Origin of the sequence: Synechococcus sp. CC9311 (assembly GCF_000014585.1) — a bacterium.
In the GTDB taxonomy this organism is placed as follows: domain Bacteria; phylum Cyanobacteriota; class Cyanobacteriia; order PCC-6307; family Cyanobiaceae; genus Synechococcus_C.
Genome location: NC_008319.1, coordinates 253,024 through 273,566, shown reverse-complemented (window position 1 = coordinate 273,566; position 20,543 = coordinate 253,024). Strand labels below are relative to the sequence as shown.

Below are 20,543 nucleotides of genomic sequence, written 5' to 3'. Positions count from 1 at the left end.
GCAAAAAAAGGGTAGACCAAAAGCAAGAATGGCGCCCAAATGGCCGCATATTATCTAAAGCCAGCAAACTCATCAAAACCATGAGTGAGAAAAGATTGTCAACAAAGCATTAAAATGACAAGAATAAACTCACAAATATTTCGTCAATATGCATGGAGCCCCAAGTAAGCAAAGCTGATATCAGTCACAACTTAATAGATAAAACATCAAAAAGGAGGGAACTCATTGGGGCATGCCAATACACAAACAACAAAACTATTGATCACTCAATAGGAAATTCGAAGCGCATGATCGTCCCACTTTCGCCAGAAGACAAGATATAGATACTGCCATTCATAAGCCGTACGATTTGATGAACCAAAGCAAGTCCAATTCCACCTCCTGGAACGTCGTTTAAATCACTTTTACCTCGCTGAAAGGGCTTAAATATTGTCCGTTGATCCTCCTGAGAGATACCAGGACCATAATCCTGTACATCAAAATAAATATTACAGTCATCAGAGGTGACCGACAAATCTATAGGTGCATCTTCAGGAGAATACTTTGAAGCATTTTCTAAAACATTAATAATGCATTGCCGCAAACGGTCTGAATTAACTGAAATCATTACAGTCTCGACAATACTCAAATTCTCTGGAGAAGGGGTTTGAACTCGATTCCCCCAAGCCAATGGTTCAAGTTCAGCAGATAGATCAGCAATGACATCCATTGCCTTTACTGAACTCAGTTTAAGCTTGAGACTGCCTGATTCACTTCGCGCTAAATCTACTAAATCTCTAACCAAATGGTCAGCATCCCAAACTTCCTTTCTAATAGAAGCAAGAAGTTTGCGATCCGAATCTGAAAGATCTGTCAAACGTCGATCAAGGCGTCGTGCAGAACTATTAATTAAAGTGAGCGGAGTGATTAACTCATGACTAACTGCACGTATAAATAATAATTGATTGCTCCAAGATTCTTGCAATCGGTCAGCCAGCCTATTGTAGGATTTCACAATACCTTGAAGTTCATTTGGTTGAGACTCAATAGGTACCCGTTTCTCTGAAACAAGCCCAGTAGGCCGGAGACTCATATCGTCCATAACGGATTCAAGCTTGATTAAAGGCAGCAAAGAACTGGTTAAAAATCTACGAATTAGAACTGTGGCAATAGCAACAGAAAAGATCCAAACCACAAATAAGAAGATCAAATTCTCTTGACGTCCCGCTGGGCTAACGCCTACATCTTCAAGAAATCGCAGTACTCCCTGGTTGCCTGGTAAAGGCATAGAGCACGTGAAATAGGTTTGGCCATCAAAAACAAAGCTTCTAGGTTTTTGCATTCCAGAAGCATTGACACCTGCTGCTTCTAACAACTTTGGGTTACCAAAAAACTGTTGAACAGTAGCCGTGTTAGGAAATAGGGGATCAGCCTCGGGGCGACTCAACCATACCAATACACGAGTTGCTGAAAAATTATTCAGAATCTGTCTATATCTTTGATTATCGAGACTCTCTTCTTGACCAACCGGTTTCTGGCTAACGTCTTCAAACTCAGTTTTAATTGCCATGGCGGTTGCCATCACTAATCGCTCATGTCGCTGCAAGCGATCGCGTTTTATGATTTGGTTAGTAGCAATTAACAAGATCCCAAAACTAATCGTAAAGAGGCCTACCAAAGAATATCCCAGACGTCTACGGATTGAAATATTGTGTTGAGTCATCAGAAACTACTAATTACAGTCTTTTTAGCGCTGACCTGCAGGCGAAACAACCCCATTGCTTCCGATGACTAACAACTCGCTGGCAAATAAGCCAAAAGAGCCTATTCGGTGTATTCAAAGATTTCGAACAACAAGAATCATGCCAAAATTGATACACTTACATCATCTGATATCCAATACCCGTCCATAACAAACAACAAACGATCATTAATAGAAACGTCAGTAAATGGCCCTGTAGCAGATATCGTGAATTGGATATCATCGATAGACTCACCTTGCTGAAAAATGGTCGAAGCCAATTCAATCTCCTCCATTCTTTCGTAATCACGCAAACTCACCGAGCCTGTTTCAAATAATTGAAAGGTATCCATTCCCGAACCGCCATAAAGTTGCCACAGTGATTCTCCTTTTGCTATAAGCGTATCATCACCGTCAAAAGCATACAGTTGATGGACAGAAATTTCATCAAAATCTTCCATAGAGAGCCCAGTCAAAATATCACTTTTCATCGTTCCAAATGATTGAACTGGAAGCGAGCTTAATTCCTCAAGAGAAATACCTTGCTCCAGACTGTCGATCTTTCGGCTCACTTTAAGCCCAGTAATATAGCCAATTATTTGACCTTTAAGATCTCCATCTTTCAGATGAATACCGCCATAAATTCTTGAATCTCCAGCTTGAGCTGCAGCCCCTGTAAAGTAAACAGCCTGAATAGTAACGTCATCACCAACCCCTGGAATTCCATCAAAACCATCGACAGAATAAACTGAATCATCATCTGCTAGGGTTACTGAAAAATCAAAGTAATTGCTTTCAAAGGATTGATTAAAAATATAATTAGCAGAGCTACTGAAAGCTGAATGCCCTGATGCAATATCTGGAAAAGGTGGAGTATCTAAGTAAGGTTCCCAATCTCCAGCAAGCGATCCGTCACTTAACACTGTATCAGGCTTATATTGGCGTATTGCTGTTATGGGTCGAACTGTGTTTGCGGAATATTTTAGGTTCCAGGTCGCTATTCCAGCATCGGACAGAGCAAGAGAGACCCCCAAATTTAACTTTAGAGCCTGGTCAAGATCAAGATTACGGCTTATAGATAGATCAACGGATTGTTGTTGCCATAGACCTGGAGGGAAAGAAGTAAATGGTCCACCCTCATAATACTCAGCAATTGCTGCTTCTTCTGCAGTGAGATTTAGACGTTTATCTCTGACATTCATCAATTCATCTATAAAATCACTATTGAGTTCACCAAGTTCTGTATAGGGTGTGACAATACTACTAGATGGAATTAAATTATCAGGTTCAATTGCAAATGGTGTTACCGCTCCCCATTGAGGAGTCAGTGCACTTTGCCCCTCTAGAGGCTGCCAGGATGAATCTATTTTTGTATTAGGGTCATTAGGATCATACACACTTGGGGAGGGGATATAGTCAGTAGTATCTGCATAAAATCCAAGCTGATTGGAGCCATCTCCTAATGCATACTGATTAATGCTTGACGAAACTGTCTCACCAATATTGGTTCCGATAGAGACAACCAAATCACCAATTTTTTTTCCTAGCTCAGACAAATCTAAATTTTTTGCCAGTAGCTTTTGAGCAGCACCAACCAGGCTCTCAGGTATTCCCTCTTTAAACAACGAGGTCTCTATGCCAGAGACTACATTAAATGCAGAAACATCCATTGCCACTTGGCGCACAGCATGTTCCAGGATCTCCTGAACAATTTTCGTAGAAGCTTGATATAGACATTTAAATTCAGCTAAGTCATTGGACGAAATCTCAAAGCTATCAAGTAGAGAAATAAAACTTGCTTGCTTCTCCTTATTATAAATTGAGCCTATAGCCGTATCCTCAAAGACTGCCCAAGAATCCCATTGGCTTATATTGAGATAACCAAAAAAGCGGGAGCATGGAGTTGGACCGCTGACTGAAGCAGTCGCAAAATCTAAAGCAAGGGTATTCCATGCTAAAAGATGATCAGCCGTGTCAAATACACCAGCTAGATTCTCTAAAGGCTGTATTTTCAATGATGAGGGATTAAGCTGTAATATATTTTTAATTAGCGAATTAAAGTTGCCCACAGAAGAGAAGGCATCCTGAAAAGAGCCACTGTTGACGACCGGCTCTTTGATTAAATCTAACCAAGGAGCAAGTAGACTCTTTGCGCTAAAATTCTGTGAGGAAGAATCAGCAAAAGAAATGAGAGATGAGTTAGCACGCGGTGTGCCAGTCTCAGATTGAATTTTAAAAGTTGTCGGCAGAGCATTGATGCCTGAGATTTGAGTGGAAGACTCTAAAGTGACATTGATCTCATTCCCGTCAGAGACGAATTGGGATTCAGGGAAAAAGTCAACTGATTTCAATTTAATATCACTATTTAGCTCCAAGCCATTAGACTGTAACTCAATATCATTACTTAACTCCAAGCCATTAGACTGTAACTCAATATCATTACTTAACTCCAAGCCATTAGACTGCAACTCAATATCATTACTTAACTCCAAGCCATTAGACTGTAACTCAATATCATTACTTAACTCCAAGCTAGTAGGCTTGAACTCAGTATCACTATTTAGCTCCAAGCCAGTAGACTGTAGTTCAATATCATTATTTAATTCCAAGCCATTAGGCGCTATCTTAATGTCGCCACTAAAGACCGTTAATGCAAGCTTTGCTTTTTCGTCAATACTTGAGACTAAATCAAATTCGGGTTCATCTCGATTGTCGCCCAAAGAGGTCTTATCATAAGGGCTAGCGCTTGACTTTTTACCCCAAAAAGAATAGAGAAATGAATTGTATACGTTTCCTAGCTTGCCCTTAAATAGAATCGAGAACAGCACTGATTAATGGTGCAAGCGGAATAGAACTCCTATGAATTCATAATAGAGGCATGCATAAGCCCTGGCTATAAGGCAAGAGAAACTATGCGGAAATGGAACATTAATGCGCAATTGGAACAACTAATTCTTTTCATCTTCTTAAATTAACGCAAAAGCCACTGATGGCAACCCCTTACATATTTCCTGAATTGAGGCAAATTCGCTTCGGCAAGTCCTCATTGATTAGATCATTAAGGTTGTAATGAGGATTCACTCCAGCTTCCATGTAAGCCATGGGGAATAGCTAGCGGTAATTCCAACAAAGCAACTTCGCTGAGGTCTCGCGCATCGAGGATGTAGAGATCAGATGCATCCCTTGCTCCATTCCAAACTAAATCCAATACCCAGCCATCATCTTCATCACTGGCATTTGGCCTAGGAATCATTATTGGCTCACTCACAAATCCACTTGGCGCCGCACTCCAAATAAGCTTTTCACCAGTTTGAAGATCCAGCTTTTTCACAACTTGCAGTGGATCATTCCCTCGTTCACGAGCGGCAGCGGCCATCCAAGCGAAGCGACAAGGAAGACCTTCTTGATTGGGGTTAACCATCGCGAATTCACAGCAACGTTCGCTCAAACGAGTGGTATCAACCTTTTCAGAAATTAGATTAATGCGGCACTGCTCGAGCAATCCCTCGGGGATGAGGTCGAAATTCACATCAGCAAAATCTTGATCAGGACCGATCGAGGGAAAGTCGCTGTAATAAATGCTCTCCACCACAACATCTCCATCCTCTTCCCAGGCATTGAGGTGATGAAATACGAAGCCATCGGGAGCATCGATGACACGTGGTTCCTGCCCAGCAAAAGTACCGCTATCTCTGGGAATCAACCAAAACTTGGCTTTTCCATTGGGGTTGGACGTGAGGCATTGAGCCGCTCCCTTTTGTCCAAGCACAAAGGGGAGCGGATTGAAATTAATCGCATTCTGCAGAAAGACCGCCCAATTCGGAGTGATCGCGAAGTCATGCAGGAAGGCGAATCCGGCGAATGTATCCCGGCGATCACTGAGCAAATCACCGGCTCGAATTCCAGCCGCAGCATTGTCTTCAGTCGCAAATTCCATCAAGCGAATGGTGCTGCGAGGCCCGGTTTTTACTCCAAAAGTCACCATCCGCGGGTCACCGTGATGGCCAGGATCGAAACGGGGGTGAGCACTAAAGGCCTCACCTCTCTTGAGAACACCGCCGAGGAGGGAGAGGCCCCTCGTTTCTAAGGTTTGGGGGTCTAAGGCGTAAGGCTCAGCGGCTTCCCATAAAGCAAGAAGATCATCTCCAAGCCGAACCACGCTGGTATTGGCAATATTTTTCAGGCGTAAATCAAATGCATTTGCAAGCGGACCTCCTGGTTTTTGGCTCCCAAAAACACCCCTGAACAGCACCTTCCCTGCGGCCTCCTCAGCCTTCCAGCCACTGGTTCGAACGAATCGGTTGCTGCAGCGCACTCCGTCTGCATCAAAGTGAAGGGCTGTGATCATTCCGTCACCATCAAACGGATGATGCACGCGCTGACCATCCCGTTCCAAACGGCCAGGTCCATTGCGATACAGCGTGCCGCGTAATGCATCCGGCACCGCACCTCGTACTGGCTTCAGGGGCACATCAGTGAGTTCTTCCTCCACGTTGCGGAAGGCACTAGACCACTCCGAGCGGTTGAAACGAGCAGAGGTGGGTGCAACGGTCACTGGGCTACCCAGACGCAACCCCTATCCTCTCGTAACTGACCATGAAGCGTGGCCCTCAGAGAAGATTGGCTGTCTAAGAGCCACCCGCTTGCTCCAATACCCCCTTGCTACTGGGCACCAATCCAGACCGGCGAGGGTCAATCTCAGTCGCCATGCGCAGCGCCCTTGAAAAAGCCTTAAAGCAGGCCTCAACGATGTGGTGGGAGTTCACCCCATCCAATTGACGGATGTGCAAGGTGAGGCCTGAGTTATTGACGACAGCCACAAAAAACTCTTTCACCAATTCGGTGTCATAGGTTCCGATTTTCTGCGTTGGGATGGTGAGCCCCCAACTGATGTGAGGGCGTCCGGAGCAATCAAGAACCACCTGCACCAACGCTTCATCCAGCGGTGCCACAAAGTGGCCAAAGCGGTAGATCCCGCGACGATCACCCAGGGCCTTAGAGAGTGCCTGACCAAACGCAATCCCAACGTCTTCATTGGTGTGATGGTCGTCGATATGCGTATCGCCGCTTGCCGTGATCTCCAAATCAATCAGGCCATGGCTGCTGATCTGATGCAGCATGTGATCGAGAAAAGGCACACCTGTGCTGGCCTGACAGCGGCCGCTGCCGTCAAGCCCGAGCCGAACACTGACATCGGTCTCGCCTGTAACGCGGTGAATCTCCCCAGTGCGCATGCGTTCCAGCGCCGCTCGACGCCCCGTGACTGACTTGATCATCGCGAATGAAGCTCAGCGCAGCCAGGGGCCCTTTGTGGAAGAAGGTTTAGCCAATGGGGAGGAAGCCCCAAGAAGATCGAGGCTGATCAACGCACAAAAGTGATCCATCGGCAACGCAAAACGGGCATCAACAAAAGGGCGCTCAATAAAAGTTCCAATCCTCTCAGCCATGAGAAAAATCAAAAACACCAGCCAACCCAGCAGCGCTGCAGAAATGTGTCCCAGCGCATCGAGTTTTAGAAAAACCAAATAGCCATAGACCCAGGTCATGCCTCGAATAAAGAAGGTTGATGACGCTGGAAGAGGTTGGTGACGGATGCGTTCCAGACCGCCAATCACATTGGTGAACGCCTGCTGCAGAAGACCAAACTCACTGCTTTGGAAACTATCCACCCAGCCTCCCTGGCGAAGTAAATGCTGCTCTCGTGCCATTCGCTTCAGCAGCGATTGCACACTGAGGTTGCGCAGTCCAATCTTCACCCCCAGCTCACGCACAGGCTCGGGGAGCAAGACCGCGCTGCCTTTGGAGCTGCGCAGTTGAGCATTCAGGCACCACACCAAAAGCACCACCTCCTGAAGCAGGCGACGTTTCCAGGACAGCGGCAGCTGGCGGGGTAAAACACGCACTAACAAGTCACGCCAACTGCGACTGTGATTCACCAACGCGCCCCACAACACCCGTGCTTCTAGCCAGCGGTTGTATGCCTGGCTGTAGCGAAAACCAAGAAAAAGGCTGAGAAGCAGACCAAGAACCTGAACAAGAGCTTCTGGGAGCAGCGCCGTAGAAATTATCTCGTTTAAAGGGAGACTGATCGCACAAAGCAGCGTTGCGAGCAGCAAACTCTTCCCCTGGTGAACAATCAACCACCAGGAGAGTTTCAGGTAATCAAGACATCCGCGCGGCCTGATCACATGCCGTTGATGCAGTAGCCAGCGTCCACGTAGATGGTTTGGCCAGAAATGCCACTCGACAAATCACTGAGCAGGAACGCAGCCGTGTTCCCAACTTCATTTTGAGTAACCGTACGGCGTAGCGGCGCCTTTTCCTCCACGTTGTGGATCATGTCGAGGATGCCTCCGATTGCAGAGCTCGCCAGCGTGCGGATCGGGCCAGCACTGATCGCATTCACGCGCACCTGTTTCTCGGGTCCAAGCTCAGCAGAGAGATAGCGAACGGAGGCTTCCAGAGCCGCCTTAGCCACACCCATCACGTTGTAGTTAGGAATCGCCCGCTCAGCGCCGAGGTAGGTCAAGGTCACCACACCCGCTTTCTCACTGAACAACGGCTTGGCATGACGGCACAGAGGTGCAAGGGAATAGGCACTGATCTCTAAGGCACGTGCAAAACCTTCCGCCGTGGTGGCGCTGAAGTCGCCCACTAATTCTTCTTTTCCCGCAAACGCCAAACAATGCACGAGGCCATCCAGCTGCCCCCACTTGTCTTTAATTTCAGCGAACACCGTCTCCATCTGAGCGGCATCCTGAACATTCAGAGGCAAAAACAACGAAGGCTCTAACGGAGCCGTGAGCTCACGAACCTTTGATTCAAACCGGCCCTTCTCATCAGGCAGGTAGGTGATTCCTAGCTCGGCTCCAGCCGCCTTGAGCTGTTGCGCGATGCCCCAGGCAATGGAGCGATTGTTGGCGATGCCAGTAACAAGGATCTTCTTACCAGTGAGATCAAGAAGCATCAGGCCGCACCCCGGAGTGGTTCATTCGAGCGATTCTCTCCCATGCCGGGGCACTCACGCTCACAACGACACATCGACAGCATGGTGTGGCGTTTTTTTGACATGCACCAGTGTCCAGGCTGCCGCACGCTGCGCCGCTCAGTTGGCCGAGCGAATCCACAGATCTGCCCCGAGATCTTCTCGAGCGCACAGCGCTGAATTCCCTGTTATCGCAAGAGTTTCCGAACGCATTGGGGGAGCTCAGCCCGATCGAAGGCGGTCGAGCCGCTGCTGAACGGCAGCTCAGTGCGATGGATGCCAAGCGCTATGGCCGCAGTCGCAACCACCTCAACGGTTCCGTCACACGCCTATCGCCCTACATCCGCCACGGAATTCTCACGCTTGCGGAAGTGCGAGATGCCGTGTTCTCACAGCTGAAACAAACCAGCCAAAGAAGGGATAACGGCGAAAAACTGATCAATGAGCTGGGATGGCGTGATTTCTGGCAGCGGATGTGGCTTGATCTCGGTGATCGCATTCATGACGATCAAGAAGATCACAAAACTGGCCATGCCGCCAGTGAGTATGAGCAGGGTCTCCCCGATGACATCAGGGAGGGACGAACAAACCTGGCCTGTATGGATGGCTTCAGAAACGAATTAGTCACTCAAGGATGGCTGCATAACCACGCGCGGATGTGGATGGCGGCCTACCTCGTGCACTGGAGACGGGTGCACTGGCGGGTAGGGGCTGACTGGTTCCTCGAGCACCTCCTGGATGGCGACCCCGCCAGCAACCACCTCAGCTGGCAGTGGGTCGCCAGCTGCTTCAGTCACAAGCCCTATTTCTTTAATCGTCAAAACCTGGAGCGCTACAGCAGCGGGAGGTATTGCCAGGAGTGTCCAAGCAACGAATCCTGCCCCTTTGATCGCAGTTACGAACAGTTGGAGCAACAGCTGTTCAAGGTTCAGCCAGCCATCCGTGAGGTAACTGCACGTCGATCACACCGATCCGGCTCCCGCTCGAGCAAAAAGTCGAGTCAATGCCCCAGCACACGCCCCAGTACCCAGCGATTTTGATGGATCCCAGTAAACCAATCCTCTGGGTGCATGAAGAAGCCCTGGGACCAGCCAACCCGGCTCTTCAGGACTACCCCAACGCACCAGGACTATTCGTATTCGACGACACCTGGATTGAAGACCAGTCCATCAGTCGCAAACGCATCGGTTTTTTGTACGAATCCGCTTTGAGCCTTCCGCTCACCCTGCGCCGAGGTGATGTGGCGCGTGAGGTGCTGGGTTTCGCCCAACGCCACGGAGCCGATGCTGTGGTCACCAGCACCGTGGTGGATCCCCGCCTGCAACGCATTGCTGCGGCCATTGATCGGGAGCTTCCCCTCTGGATGCTCGACCCGGATCCCTTTGTGGAGTTACACAAACCACCACGGCTGGGTCGATTTAGTCGCTACTGGCGAGAAGCGGAACCTGTGGTCTGGGAGACCTTTTAGTCCTCCTTCAAAAGCTTGTCCTCGCGCTCTTTTTCCTCTGCAGGATCGGTAAGAAGGTCTGGGTATTCCAAGGCCGGCAGGCTCACGGGCATCAGCTCTGATGCCTTTAACGGTGGTTCCAGCCATTGCCAGCGCGCCTGAGGAGCTCTGAGCTTGCACAGCGCCTCGAGCTCCTGCTTCAGAGTATTTCGAACGTCTCTCCGATTCACCGCTGCAAGAAACTCTGCACGGGGCGCCAATCCCGAACTAAACGGAACACTGCCGTTGCCGTTAAACAATCGTGCCGGGTCTGGAAGCCAGCGCGGTGAACAAACAGCTGGATCGCTGGTATCGGTTTCCAAATAGAGATGAACCCCATAGCCATCGGGTTGACTGACGACAGCAAGTCCATCGTGGGGCGTATTGCGCTGCAGGGGAAAGACTTTCCAGGTGATTCCTTGCTTCTGCGCACAGGCGCTCAAGAGTCCTGCCATGACCACCATTGTCAGCACCCGCACCATCAAATCGATCCTTCTTTGACAGGTAATTCTCTACCGGCTCAGGATGGCGGGATCCACCATTGCTCGACGCCATGGTCCTGACGCCATCCACGATGCTTCCTCTTCAGCATCCTCTGCCTCAATTTTCACTGCCCTTGGTGTCGGGTCATCCGCCCTGGTCCTCGCTGGATGAGCTGGTGACTAGCAGGGATCTGCCGGGGCGCCCTCTGTTGGTGATGCTGATTTGTGCTCACTGTCCATTCGTGAAACACGTGGAGCCAGAGATCACCCGTGTGGAGTCGGATTTCGCAGGCCAGATCACCCTGCTCGCCATCTCCAGCAATAGCCTCACCACTCACCCTCAAGACGGACGTGATGGGCTGCGTCAACAGGCCGATCAGCAGGGCTGGCGCTTCCCCTATTTGCTGGATGAACAGCAAACGCTGGCCAAAGATCTGCGTGGCGCCTGCACCCCTGAGTTCTATGCCTTTGCACCCGATGCTGATGGCACGCAAACGCTTCGCTATCGAGGCCAACTCGATTCAAGTCGGCCAGGGAATAACCAGCCTCTCGACGGAGCTGATCTACGCGCTGCACTCACAAATATCTTGGCTGGGACCGCTGTGAGCGAGACGCAACTGCCCTCCGTGGGCTGCAACATCAAGTGGAACCCTGGCCAGGAACCCCCATGGTTTGGCCAGTCGACTTAAGGTGCCCGCCATGCAGGTGCCTCCGTTCAGCCTCACAGATCAACTCGCCGATCTCGGATCGGAGCTCGATAATGCTGTCTTGCGGGTGTTGCGCAGTGGGCAATACATCGGTGGCGCCGAGATCAAACAATTTGAGAAGGCGTTTGCCGCAAGCGTGAACAGTCGCCATGCCGTGGGTTGCAACAGCGGTACTGATGCTTTGGTCCTGGCGTTGCGAGGCCTTGGCATCGGCTCTGGCGATGAGGTGATCACCGCATCCTTCAGCTTCTTTGCAACGGCCGAAGCGATCAGTGCTGTGGGAGCGACGCCCGTGTTCGTGGACGTTGACCCTGTCACCTATCTGATCGACCTCAATCTGATTGAAGCCGCGATCACACCCGCCACCAAGGCGCTGCTACCGGTTCACCTGTTTGGCCGTCCGGTGGATATGGCACGCATCATGGAGATCGCCCATTCCCATGGGCTCAAGGTGGTGGAGGATTGCGCGCAGGCTACTGGCGCCAGCTGGGACTCCAAACCCGTTGGCAGTTGGGGCGATGTGGGCTGTTTCAGCTTTTTTCCCACAAAGAATCTCGGAGCTGCTGGTGATGGCGGCGCCATGACTTGCCAAGACGATGATCTTGCCCAACGAATGCGTGAACTCGCGGTGCATGGTATGCCCCGCCGCTACCTCCATACCGCCTTGGGCTACAACAGCCGCCTGGATTCCATTCAGGCCGCTGTTCTCAACGTGAAACTGCCATACCTCAGCGGATGGGTCGAGAAGCGAGCAGCAATCGCCAAACGCTATTTCGAAGCTCTCAAAGACCTCCCGGGCGTTCAGCTCCCCGATTCCGCCACTGACGCGAGCGTGGGCCATGGCTGGAATCAGTTTGTTGTGCGCGTAGGCCTCTGCCCAAACAACCAGCCAACATGTGACAGAACCTGCTCCGAGTCAGCCAGCACCTTGGGCTTGCCCTCCAGTCGTTGCCGTGACTGGCTCAAGCAAAGCCTCCAAGAGCAAGGCGTTAACACGATTATCTATTACCCCATCCCAATCCATCGGCAGCCTGCTTACGAAGGCCAAGCGCACGCTGAGGGCAACCTGCCGATCACAGATCAACTGTGCAGCGAAGTCCTGAGTCTGCCGATCTTCCCGGAATTAACGGCTGAACAACAGGAACGGGTCATCACGGTGTTGCGCGAACAACTCGTCGCTCAGATTCAAGAGCGGATGGTGGCGTAAAGCGCCTTGAACTTGGCCTGCTGCACTTTGTGATTAATCAGCTGCTCCGGATAGCTCCTGCGCTCTAAAGCAGGGATCTCACCACTGATCAAATCCTTCGTGTTGACGTGCCGCAATTCAGGAACCCATTCACGGATGTACTCACCCTCGGCATCAAATTTCGTCGCCTGAGTGGCCGGATTAAATATCCGCAAAGGCTTTGGATCCATGCCACTGCTGGCGCTCCATTGCCAGCCACCATTGTTAGCGGCCAAATCTCCATCCACCTCCAACTCCATGAAGGCGCGTTCGCCCCAACGCCAATCACAGATCAAATCCTTCACAAGGAATGAGGCCACGATCATGCGGCAACGGTTATGCATCCAGCCGCTTTGGTTGAGCTGTCGCATCGCCGCATCGATGATCGGCATCCCCGTTTGTCCTTCCCTCCAAGCCTCAAACCAGTCGCTGTTGTTTTCCCAAGGAAAACGCCGCCACTGCTCGCGGTAAGGACCATCCGCCAGTTCTGGGAAATGGAACAAGGCCTGCTGGTAAAACTCACGCCAGCAGAGTTCCTGTTCCCATACCGTGATCGCCTGCTGTTGCTCATCACTACGGGCGATCTCCTTGACTCCTTGCGCAGCACACCAGGCCTGACGGGGACTGACCGTACCCACACTCAATCCCGCACTGAGATAAGACGTTCCTGGCATCCCCGGAAAATTACGATCGGGTTCATAGGCCAGCAATGCCCCGTCCGCAAAGGCGGCTAACTGCGCAGCAGCCGCGGCCTCTCCTGGACGACTGGGGCACAGGTCCGTGCCACGAAAACCGTGCTCAACCTGCAACTGCTCCAGCTGACGCTGCCCCTCAGTGCACAAACGGCCCAGCGCACCTTCACCTCCGAGAACAGCTTCCAGCATCTCGGCCTCCAGATCGATCAAGGCCCTGGGAGGGTCCACCGTGCTTGGCCCACTGCGCTCCACCTGCCCGCGCCAATTGCGCAGGAAAGGGCCAAACACGCGATACGGATCACCACCGCCGGTTTTGATCAAATCCGGTGCCAGCAGCAGCTGATCCCAATCCACTAACACCTTGCACCCATCCGCTTGCAGTGCTTTGGCCACCTGACGGTCGCGTTCCCGTGCATAAGGCTCCACATCCCGGCTCCAGACCACCGCCGGCGCCTCTAGTAACGACGCCAAACGCGGCAGCAGCTGCACCGGATCGCCGGCCACCACAAGCAAACGACTTCCCACATCACGCCAGCGCTGCTGAAGTTCGCGCAGGCTTTCCACCAGGAACCAAAGCCGAGCTGGAGCCATCGGCGGCAACGACTCAGGTGGTTGGATCAGAGCTGGATCCAGAACATATACGCCAGTTACCGCAGGACTGATCGCCTCAGCCGCCTGCAAACCGAGATTGTCGGCCAATCGCAGGTCGCGGCGATGCCAAAACAAAACGCGAGACGCTGTCATCAGAGACCCAACAGTTGCTTGGCACGGAACCAGGCGGTGACGCTCTTGCCATCCAGCCATTCATCACCGGATGCCAGACGGGCATCCAATTCCGACGGACTCATCAAGATCACCTCAAGATCCTCATCGTCATCGCCAGCAGGTGGATGCTCCAAACGGCTGAGGTCCCGCGCCAAAAAGCAATGAATGACTTCGTCGGAGTATCCAGGACAAGGCAACATCGGGCCAAGCGAATCCCAACGGGCAGCGCTATAGCCAGCTTCTTCCCCAAGCTCTCGCTGCATGGATTCCAGCGGATCTTCACCCTCTTCAAGGGTTCCCGCAGGGAACTCAAGGAGACGTGCCTGCACCGCGAAACGGTATTGACGCAAAATCACAACCTGGCCGTCAGACGTGATGGGAACCGCCCAGTGAGGCCCCCTGGGTGGCGAATGATCCCAAACGTGCCCTCCACCCCCATTGGCAACAGGATGCGATTGCGCTCGAAACGAATCTTGCGCGCATCCATGGTCTCGAGGGTCTCCAACAACTTGGAGGGCTCAGGCGCGGGCAGCGGGACCATGCAGATGGAGCAAGCTTTCAAACCAGCATGGCGGGTTCAGTCCCACAGCCGTGCGTCAGCCACCCTTTCAGCTCAGCCAGGGCGTTGAAGCCTGCATGGCCGCCAGCAATGGCTCCATCACAAAACTGCGCAAATGCAAGCGGGGGTGCGGCAGCGTCAAGCGCGGATGATCCAAACGCCAATCTCCCCAAAACAACAAATCGAGATCCAAAGGTCGCGGTCCCCATCGTTCCTCTTGAGAGCGGTTGCGCCCGAACGATTGCTCCAACTGTTGGAGGGCATCCAGCAAACGCAACGCAGTGGCCGATTCAGGGCACAGCTCAAGGCCTTTCACCAGCAGAACGGCATTGAGATAGGAGGGCTGATCGATTGGTCCACCCACAGGTGCGGTTTGCTGCAACGGGGACCAAGAGAAGGTCAGTGGCGAAGAGACACCGTTCGGAGCAGTGTCCCCTGGACTGATCTCTTCCACGGACTGAGCCCAAAGGCCCAACAAACCCTCCAGCAAAGGCCTCACTGCCATGAGAGTCCGCAGCGGCGAGCCACAAGGGCCGTCCTGATTGGAACCCAGGGCCACAGCAAGGCTGTTGGTCTGATCAGCGAGACTGTTTCTCACAGGTGGAGTCAAGGCGCATCCATGGTTGCAAGCGGGGTGACATCAAACGGAGTCATCAGCACGGCGGCGCTGAATCAAGCCAGCCGGGCTTTTCCGCTGGCGGCCATTACCGGCCACGGCACCCTCAAGCTGGCCCTGCTGTTGGCAGCGGTAGATCCAGGCTTAGGCGGAGTGATCATTGCTGGCGGGCGTGGGACAGGTAAGTCGGTGCTGGCTCGAGGCTTGCATGCCCTGATCCCTCCCATCGAGGTTGTTGACCTTGAAGCAGCTGGAGAGACCAAGCTGCCAGGACGCAACCTCGATCCGCAGGATGTCCAGGATTGGGGCGAACGGCAGCAAGATCCACCCAAAACAGTGATTCCAGCACCGTTTATCCAGATTCCCCTTGGCGTTACGGAAGATCGCCTGGTGGGCTCCGTGGATGTCACCGCCTCCTTGGCCAGTGGGTCACCCGTTTTCCAGCCTGGATTACTGGCAGAAGCACACCGCGGTGTGCTCTACGTCGATGAGCTGAACCTGCTCGACGATGGGATCATCAATCTGTTGCTTGCCGCTGTTGGCAGCGGCGAAAACCAGGTGGAACGAGAAGGGCTCAGCCTGAGCCACCCCTGCCGGCCACTGCTGATTGCCACCTACAACCCCGAAGAAGGGGCCATCCGAGATCACCTATTGGATCGCTTTGCGATCGTCTTATCCGCCAATCAAATCGTTAGCACTGAGCAACGAGTGGAGATCACCAACGCGGTCCTGGCCCACGGTCAATGCAGCCGGAGCTTCTCCGACAAGTGGAGCGAAGAAACCGACGCTCTCGCCACCCAACTGCTCCTGGCGCGGCAATGGCTACCGGATGTACAAATCAGCAGCAATCAGATCGAATATCTGGTGACTGAGGCCATTCGCGGTGGGGTGGAAGGGCATCGCTCCGAGCTCTACGCCGTGCGTGCCGCCAAAGCCCATGCCGCCCTCAGCGGGCGCGATCAGGTGGAAGCAGAGGACTTACAAGTCGCTGTTGCGCTGGTGATCGCCCCACGCGCTTCTCAACTGCCCCCACCTGAACAACAGATGGAGCCACCACCACCCCAGGATCAACAACCACCGCCACCACCTGAGGGCTCAGGGGAAGAGGAAGAGCAGGAAAGCGAAGAACAGGAGAGTGAAGACAACAGCGACGATGATGACGACACCCCCGAAGAGCAGCCACCACCGTCGGTGCCGGAGGAGTTCATGCTCGATCCAGAGGCCGTAGCGATTGATCCTGATCTGCTGCTGTTCAACGCTGCCAAGAGCAAAAGCGGCAACAGCGGCAGCCGCTCCGTCGTCCTCAGTGACAGCCGTGGCCGCTATGTGAAACCGATGTTGCCCCGCGGTCCCGTGCGCCGCATCGCTGTTGACGCCACCTTGCGCGCTGCTGCCCCGTATCAAAAGGCGCGGCGAGCGCGGCAGCCTGACCGCATCGTCATCGTTGAAGAATCCGACCTCCGAGCCAAGCTGCTGCAACGCCAGGCCGGTGCCCTGGTGATCTTTCTGGTGGATGCCAGTGGTTCGATGGCTCTGAACCGCATGCAGAGCGCCAAAGGAGCCGTCATCCGACTCCTCACAGAGGCCTACGAAAACCGCGACGAGGTGGCACTCATCCCCTTCCGCGGTGATCAAGCTGAAGTGCTGCTGCCCCCTACCCGCTCGATTACGGCCGCGCGGCGACGCCTGGAATCCATGCCCTGTGGCGGTGGCTCACCGCTGGCCCACGGCCTCACCCAAGCCGCCCGGGTTGGTGCCAATGCCCTTGCAACAGGCGATCTCGGCCAAGTGGTAGTGGTTGCAATCACGGATGGTCGAGGCAATGTTCCCCTCAGCACCTCCCTTGGACAACCGGTGCTGGAGGGAGAGGAAAAGCCCGATCTCAAGCAAGAAGTGCTGGATGTGGCCACCCGTTATCGGATGTTGGGTCTCAAGCTGCTGGTGATCGACACCGAACGCAAATTCATCGGTAGCGGCATGGGAAAAGATCTCGCCGAAGCCGCGGGAGGCAAGTATGTTCAACTCCCCAAAGCAAGCGATCAGGCGATTGCCGCCGTCGCCATGGATGCCCTGAACACGGTTTAAGGCTTGGCGACATCCGGGGTGCGTGCGGGATACAACTCATGGAAAAACTGCCCTAAACCAATCGTGACGCTGCGCACAGCAGCCATGAATTGAGGGTCTGCCGTGAGTTTGTCAACGTCACCGCCCACCGCATCGAAGGTTGCCGTCAACGATCGTGCATTGCTCACTGTTTGCTTGAGGTCCGTAATCGTTGTTGGATTGTCAAAAGCACTGACCAAATTATTGATATGACGGCTGGCACTCGCCGCCTGAGCCGTGGCTTCGTTGAGGTTCGAAATCGTGGGAGCAGCCCTCGCTAAATCCTCTCTGAGTTGCGTGGCAAGCAGCTCAATATCCCGCAACGTTTCGTCGAACTGTTCTGTAGATCCAACCAATTTGGGGACCAACTGTTCTGTCTTTGCCTGATGCAAAAGTTCCTGAAAAGAGTTCGTTATCGATGCGAGGCTCGCGGATTCGCTTCCTTGAATGGTTGCTCCATCACACAGCACACCCTGCCCCTTACAGCTCTGAGATTTAGGCATTGGAGCGTTCTTTTTCAAGGGCGGACCAACACTGCTCAAGGCCACCTGAGAGTCTCCTCCCAACAGCGATGCGGAAGACACAGTGGCTTGCACAGGCAGCGTTAACTGAAGATCATCCTGATTGATCTCGATCGACACCCTTACAGCCTTGGGCGTGACTTTGATATCCGTCACATTTCCCACCATGATTCCCCGGTAGGTGACAGGTGAACGAACCGCCAATCCCCCTGCATCCTGGAAATCGGCCGTTACGCTCCAGGTCTTCGACAAAACGCGCTCGCCTCTGAGCCAGAGCATGGTGCCTGCAAAGCAGACAACAGCGGCAATCACAGAAAATCCGACAAGCCCCTCACGTACGCTCCTACGCATAATTCAGTGTTCAGCAGGCTGCATAGGTCCGCGCAGGTTACCCGTCCTGAACTGAACAACGTAGGGATTATCTGTTGTTCGGTAATCGTCCACTGTTCCTTCCCATTGGAACCGGCCGCCGTACAGCATCACAATCCGCTCTGCCGTGCGTTCGATAGTGCTGTGCACATGGCTGACCACCACCGAACACCCCTGAGCCACTGTGGTGGTTTTCACGATTAAATCTTCAATCCTCGTGGCTGCAACTGGGTCTAGACCCGCTGTGGGCTCGTCATATAACAAGAGAGGCATCGCAGCTTCATCTCGATCTGGATCGTCAATCAAGGCGCGAGCAAAGCTCACTCGCTTCTGCATCCCTCCGCTTATTTCGCCGGGATATTGATGAGCGACTTCATAAAGACCCACAGCTTCCAAGCAGGCCATGACACGGTCGCGAACTTGGGCCGGACGCATCCTTCCGAGCCGGTTCAATAGGAAGCCAACGTTTTCCTCCACCGTTAAGGACGCCAGCAGTGCTGGGTTTTGGAAGACAAGACGCACATCGGGCGGGCGCCGTTGATCCAGGCGGAGGTATGGCTGAGGTTCACCAAACAACCTCAATTCGCCAGCGGTGGGTAGTTGTAAACCAGCCAACAAACGCAAAACCGTTGATTTTCCCGCTCCTGAAGGACCCACCACTGCGATGCGCTCCCCGGGTTTCATCAACAGATTCACCCCGTCCAGAACCGAATGGGAACCCCACTGCATCGTGAGATCTCTCATCTCAACAACGGGCTTGTACGAGGAATCCCGCGCGTTAACCAAAGGGCTGATGGCTGAAAGTTGACTCATCCTGCCTGGATTGCCGCAAAAGGTTGGTCATCAGGGTCAACTTCCGTACAGTTCACTCACATCGATGGATTTGACTCCATCGCACCCGATCCCTTTTGAGCAGCCCTCCACGCCGCGGAAATCGTCAGCACCTCCGAGCCATGCAGGTGGAACGGCAGCGCGATTTGATGCTGCGCTCCCGCAGGGCGATGAGCTGGTTGCAACCAGGACTTGTGGTAAAGAGGTGGCTTTTCACCTCAGGCTTCGGCTTGGTCTTAGCCCTGTTAGGGGCTGCCGTCTGGGCAGACCTGCAACCCATTTATTGGATGCTGTGGGCGATTCAAGAATCCCTTGGATGGATCACAAGAGTGTTGCCGGGGGCGATCACCGGCCCTCTTGTTCTTCTGCTGGGAGTCGGACTGCTGCTCTGGGGGCAAAGCCAGAGTTTTGGTTCGATCCAACAAGCCCTGGCCCCGGAAAAAGACACGGTCTTAGTGGATGCGTTGCGTGCAAAAAGTCGCCTCAATCGAGGGCCGAGCATCGTGGCGATTGGTGGTGGAACAGGCCTATCCACCTTGCTGAGTGGGCTTAAGCGCTACAGCAGCCACATCACCGCAATCGTGACCGTTGCCGATGACGGCGGCAGTAGCGGCGTGCTGCGCCGCGAACTTGGTGTGTTGCCTCCAGGTGACATCCGCAACTGTCTTGCCGCGCTCTCTACAGAAGAACCCTTACTCACCCGGCTGTTCCAATACCGCTTCTCGGCTGGCAGCGGTCTAGAAGGCCACAGCTTTGGCAATCTCTTTCTTTCCGCCCTCAGCGCGATTACGGGGAGTCTGGAAACAGCGATCACAGCCTCAAGTCGCGTTCTCGCGGTTCAAGGCCAAGTGGTCCCTGCCACCAACGCTGACGTCCGTCTCTGGGCTGAACTCGAAGACGGCACCAGGATTGAAGGGGAATCGGCGATCGGCAATGCACGCAGCCCGATTGTGCGGATGGGATGCCTGCCGGAAAAGCCACCGGCATTACCCAGAGCACTGGAAGCCATTGCCCACGCCGATTTGATTTTGCTGGGGCCAGGCAGTTTGTACACCTCACTCCTCCCCAACTTGCTAGTGCCTGAATTAGTCACGGCCATTCAACGCAGCCGCGCGCCCAGGCTTTACATCTGCAACCTGATGACCCAACCAGGCGAAACGGATGGATTGGATGTGAGTGGTCACCTGCGAGCCATCGAAGCCCAATTGGCTTCTCTCGGGGTGAGCAAGCGCTTGTTCGACTGCGTGCTCGCCCAGGAGCCAATCAGGGAATCTGCTCTTCTGGCGCACTACCGGAAATTGGGTGCAGAACCAGTGATCTGCAACAGCAGCCACCTGCAACAAGAAGGCTTTGAAGTCATGCAAGCCCCACTTCAAGGGAGTCGGCCCACGGCGACTCTCCGTCACGATCCGCGCAGTCTTGCCTTAGCTGTGATGCGCTTTTACCGGCGGCATAAGCGTGACAATCAAAACGCTTGAT

At 53.2% G+C, this 20,543-nt stretch carries 17 protein-coding genes and 1 pseudogene; 6 read left to right on the top strand and 12 right to left on the bottom strand.

Annotated features, from left to right (window positions below):
- Positions 1–262: 262 nt before the first annotated feature.
- The 6 genes from SYNC_RS01265 to fabI form a co-directional block, all read right to left on the bottom strand.
- A complete protein-coding gene (locus SYNC_RS01265) occupies positions 263–1,702 on the bottom strand; it encodes a sensor histidine kinase KdpD (RefSeq protein ID WP_011618244.1) in 1,440 nt (479 codons plus the stop codon).
- 137 nt (positions 1,703–1,839) lie between these two features.
- Positions 1,840–4,548 (bottom strand): vanadium-dependent haloperoxidase, encoded by a 2,709-nt coding sequence (locus tag SYNC_RS01260; RefSeq protein WP_011618243.1) that lies wholly within the window; start codon positions 4,546–4,548, stop codon positions 1,840–1,842.
- Between the two features lie 230 nt (positions 4,549–4,778).
- Positions 4,779–6,275 carry a carotenoid oxygenase family protein gene (locus SYNC_RS01255; protein ID WP_041426848.1) on the bottom strand — a complete coding sequence of 499 codons (1,497 nt, stop codon included), beginning with the start codon at positions 6,273–6,275 and terminating at the stop codon, positions 4,779–4,781.
- Between the two features lie 73 nt (positions 6,276–6,348).
- Positions 6,349–6,954, bottom strand: coding sequence for an imidazoleglycerol-phosphate dehydratase HisB (hisB, locus tag SYNC_RS01250; RefSeq protein ID WP_011618241.1), 606 nt, complete (start codon positions 6,952–6,954; stop codon positions 6,349–6,351).
- A gap of 54 nt (positions 6,955–7,008) precedes the next feature.
- Positions 7,009–7,908: a bestrophin family ion channel gene (locus tag SYNC_RS01245; protein WP_011618240.1), complete on the bottom strand. Its 900-nt coding sequence runs from the start codon at positions 7,906–7,908 to the stop codon at positions 7,009–7,011.
- Positions 7,905–8,687: an enoyl-ACP reductase FabI gene (fabI, locus tag SYNC_RS01240; protein WP_011618239.1), complete on the bottom strand. Its 783-nt coding sequence runs from the start codon at positions 8,685–8,687 to the stop codon at positions 7,905–7,907. Before fabI ends, SYNC_RS01245 begins: the two co-directional genes overlap by 4 nt.
- A gap of 110 nt (positions 8,688–8,797) precedes the next feature.
- Between fabI and SYNC_RS01235 the strand changes: the two genes are divergently transcribed.
- The gene (locus SYNC_RS01235; protein ID WP_011618238.1) at positions 8,798–9,745 is read left to right on the top strand and encodes an FAD-binding domain-containing protein; all 948 of its coding nucleotides are present in this window, start codon (positions 8,798–8,800) and stop codon (positions 9,743–9,745) included.
- Positions 9,745–10,173, top strand: coding sequence for a DNA polymerase (locus SYNC_RS01230; RefSeq protein ID WP_041426291.1), 429 nt, complete (start codon positions 9,745–9,747; stop codon positions 10,171–10,173). Before SYNC_RS01235 ends, SYNC_RS01230 begins: the two co-directional genes overlap by 1 nt.
- Here SYNC_RS01230 and SYNC_RS01225 read toward each other — a convergent pair.
- Positions 10,170–10,673, bottom strand: a complete 504-nt coding sequence (locus SYNC_RS01225; protein WP_011618236.1) for a hypothetical protein — start codon at positions 10,671–10,673, stop codon at positions 10,170–10,172. The two genes, SYNC_RS01230 and SYNC_RS01225, sit on opposite strands and share 4 nt — an antisense overlap.
- A 71-nt stretch (positions 10,674–10,744) precedes the next feature.
- On the opposite strand from SYNC_RS01225, the gene SYNC_RS01220 reads away from it, so the two are divergent.
- Positions 10,745–11,362 (top strand): thioredoxin family protein, encoded by a 618-nt coding sequence (locus SYNC_RS01220; RefSeq protein WP_049750309.1) that lies wholly within the window; start codon positions 10,745–10,747, stop codon positions 11,360–11,362.
- Between the two features lie 10 nt (positions 11,363–11,372).
- Positions 11,373–12,587: a DegT/DnrJ/EryC1/StrS aminotransferase family protein gene (locus tag SYNC_RS01215; RefSeq protein ID WP_011618234.1), complete on the top strand. Its 1,215-nt coding sequence runs from the start codon at positions 11,373–11,375 to the stop codon at positions 12,585–12,587.
- On the opposite strand, the gene SYNC_RS01210 is transcribed toward SYNC_RS01215, so the two are convergent.
- The 3 genes and pseudogenes from SYNC_RS01210 to folK form a co-directional block, all read right to left on the bottom strand.
- The gene (locus SYNC_RS01210) at positions 12,566–14,044 is read right to left on the bottom strand and encodes an FAD-binding domain-containing protein (protein WP_011618233.1); all 1,479 of its coding nucleotides are present in this window, start codon (positions 14,042–14,044) and stop codon (positions 12,566–12,568) included. The genes SYNC_RS01215 and SYNC_RS01210 overlap by 22 nt on opposite strands.
- Positions 14,044–14,606: pseudogene (locus SYNC_RS01205) on the bottom strand (NUDIX hydrolase). Before SYNC_RS01205 ends, SYNC_RS01210 begins: the two are co-directional and overlap by 1 nt.
- A 67-nt stretch (positions 14,607–14,673) precedes the next feature.
- Complete coding sequence (gene folK / locus SYNC_RS01200) at positions 14,674–15,222, bottom strand: 2-amino-4-hydroxy-6-hydroxymethyldihydropteridine diphosphokinase (protein WP_041426847.1); 549 nt, start codon at positions 15,220–15,222, stop codon at positions 14,674–14,676.
- 21 nt (positions 15,223–15,243) lie between these two features.
- On the opposite strand from folK, the gene bchD reads away from it, so the two are divergent.
- On the top strand, positions 15,244–17,325 hold the full coding sequence (gene bchD, locus SYNC_RS01195; RefSeq protein ID WP_011618229.1) for a magnesium chelatase ATPase subunit D: 2,082 nt from the start codon (positions 15,244–15,246) through the stop codon (positions 17,323–17,325).
- Here the strand turns inward: bchD and SYNC_RS01190 are convergent.
- Entirely contained in the window at positions 17,322–18,215 is an 894-nt protein-coding gene (locus SYNC_RS01190) for an MlaD family protein (protein WP_011618228.1), read from the bottom strand. The two genes, bchD and SYNC_RS01190, sit on opposite strands and share 4 nt — an antisense overlap.
- A 3-nt stretch (positions 18,216–18,218) precedes the next feature.
- Entirely contained in the window at positions 18,219–19,046 is an 828-nt protein-coding gene (locus SYNC_RS01185; RefSeq protein WP_011618227.1) for an ABC transporter ATP-binding protein, read from the bottom strand.
- Positions 19,047–19,186: 140 nt separating this feature from the next.
- Between SYNC_RS01185 and yvcK the strand changes: the two genes are divergently transcribed.
- Positions 19,187–20,542 (top strand): gluconeogenesis factor YvcK family protein, encoded by a 1,356-nt coding sequence (gene yvcK, locus SYNC_RS01180; protein WP_041426845.1) that lies wholly within the window; start codon positions 19,187–19,189, stop codon positions 20,540–20,542.
- Position 20,543: the final 1 nt, after the last annotated feature.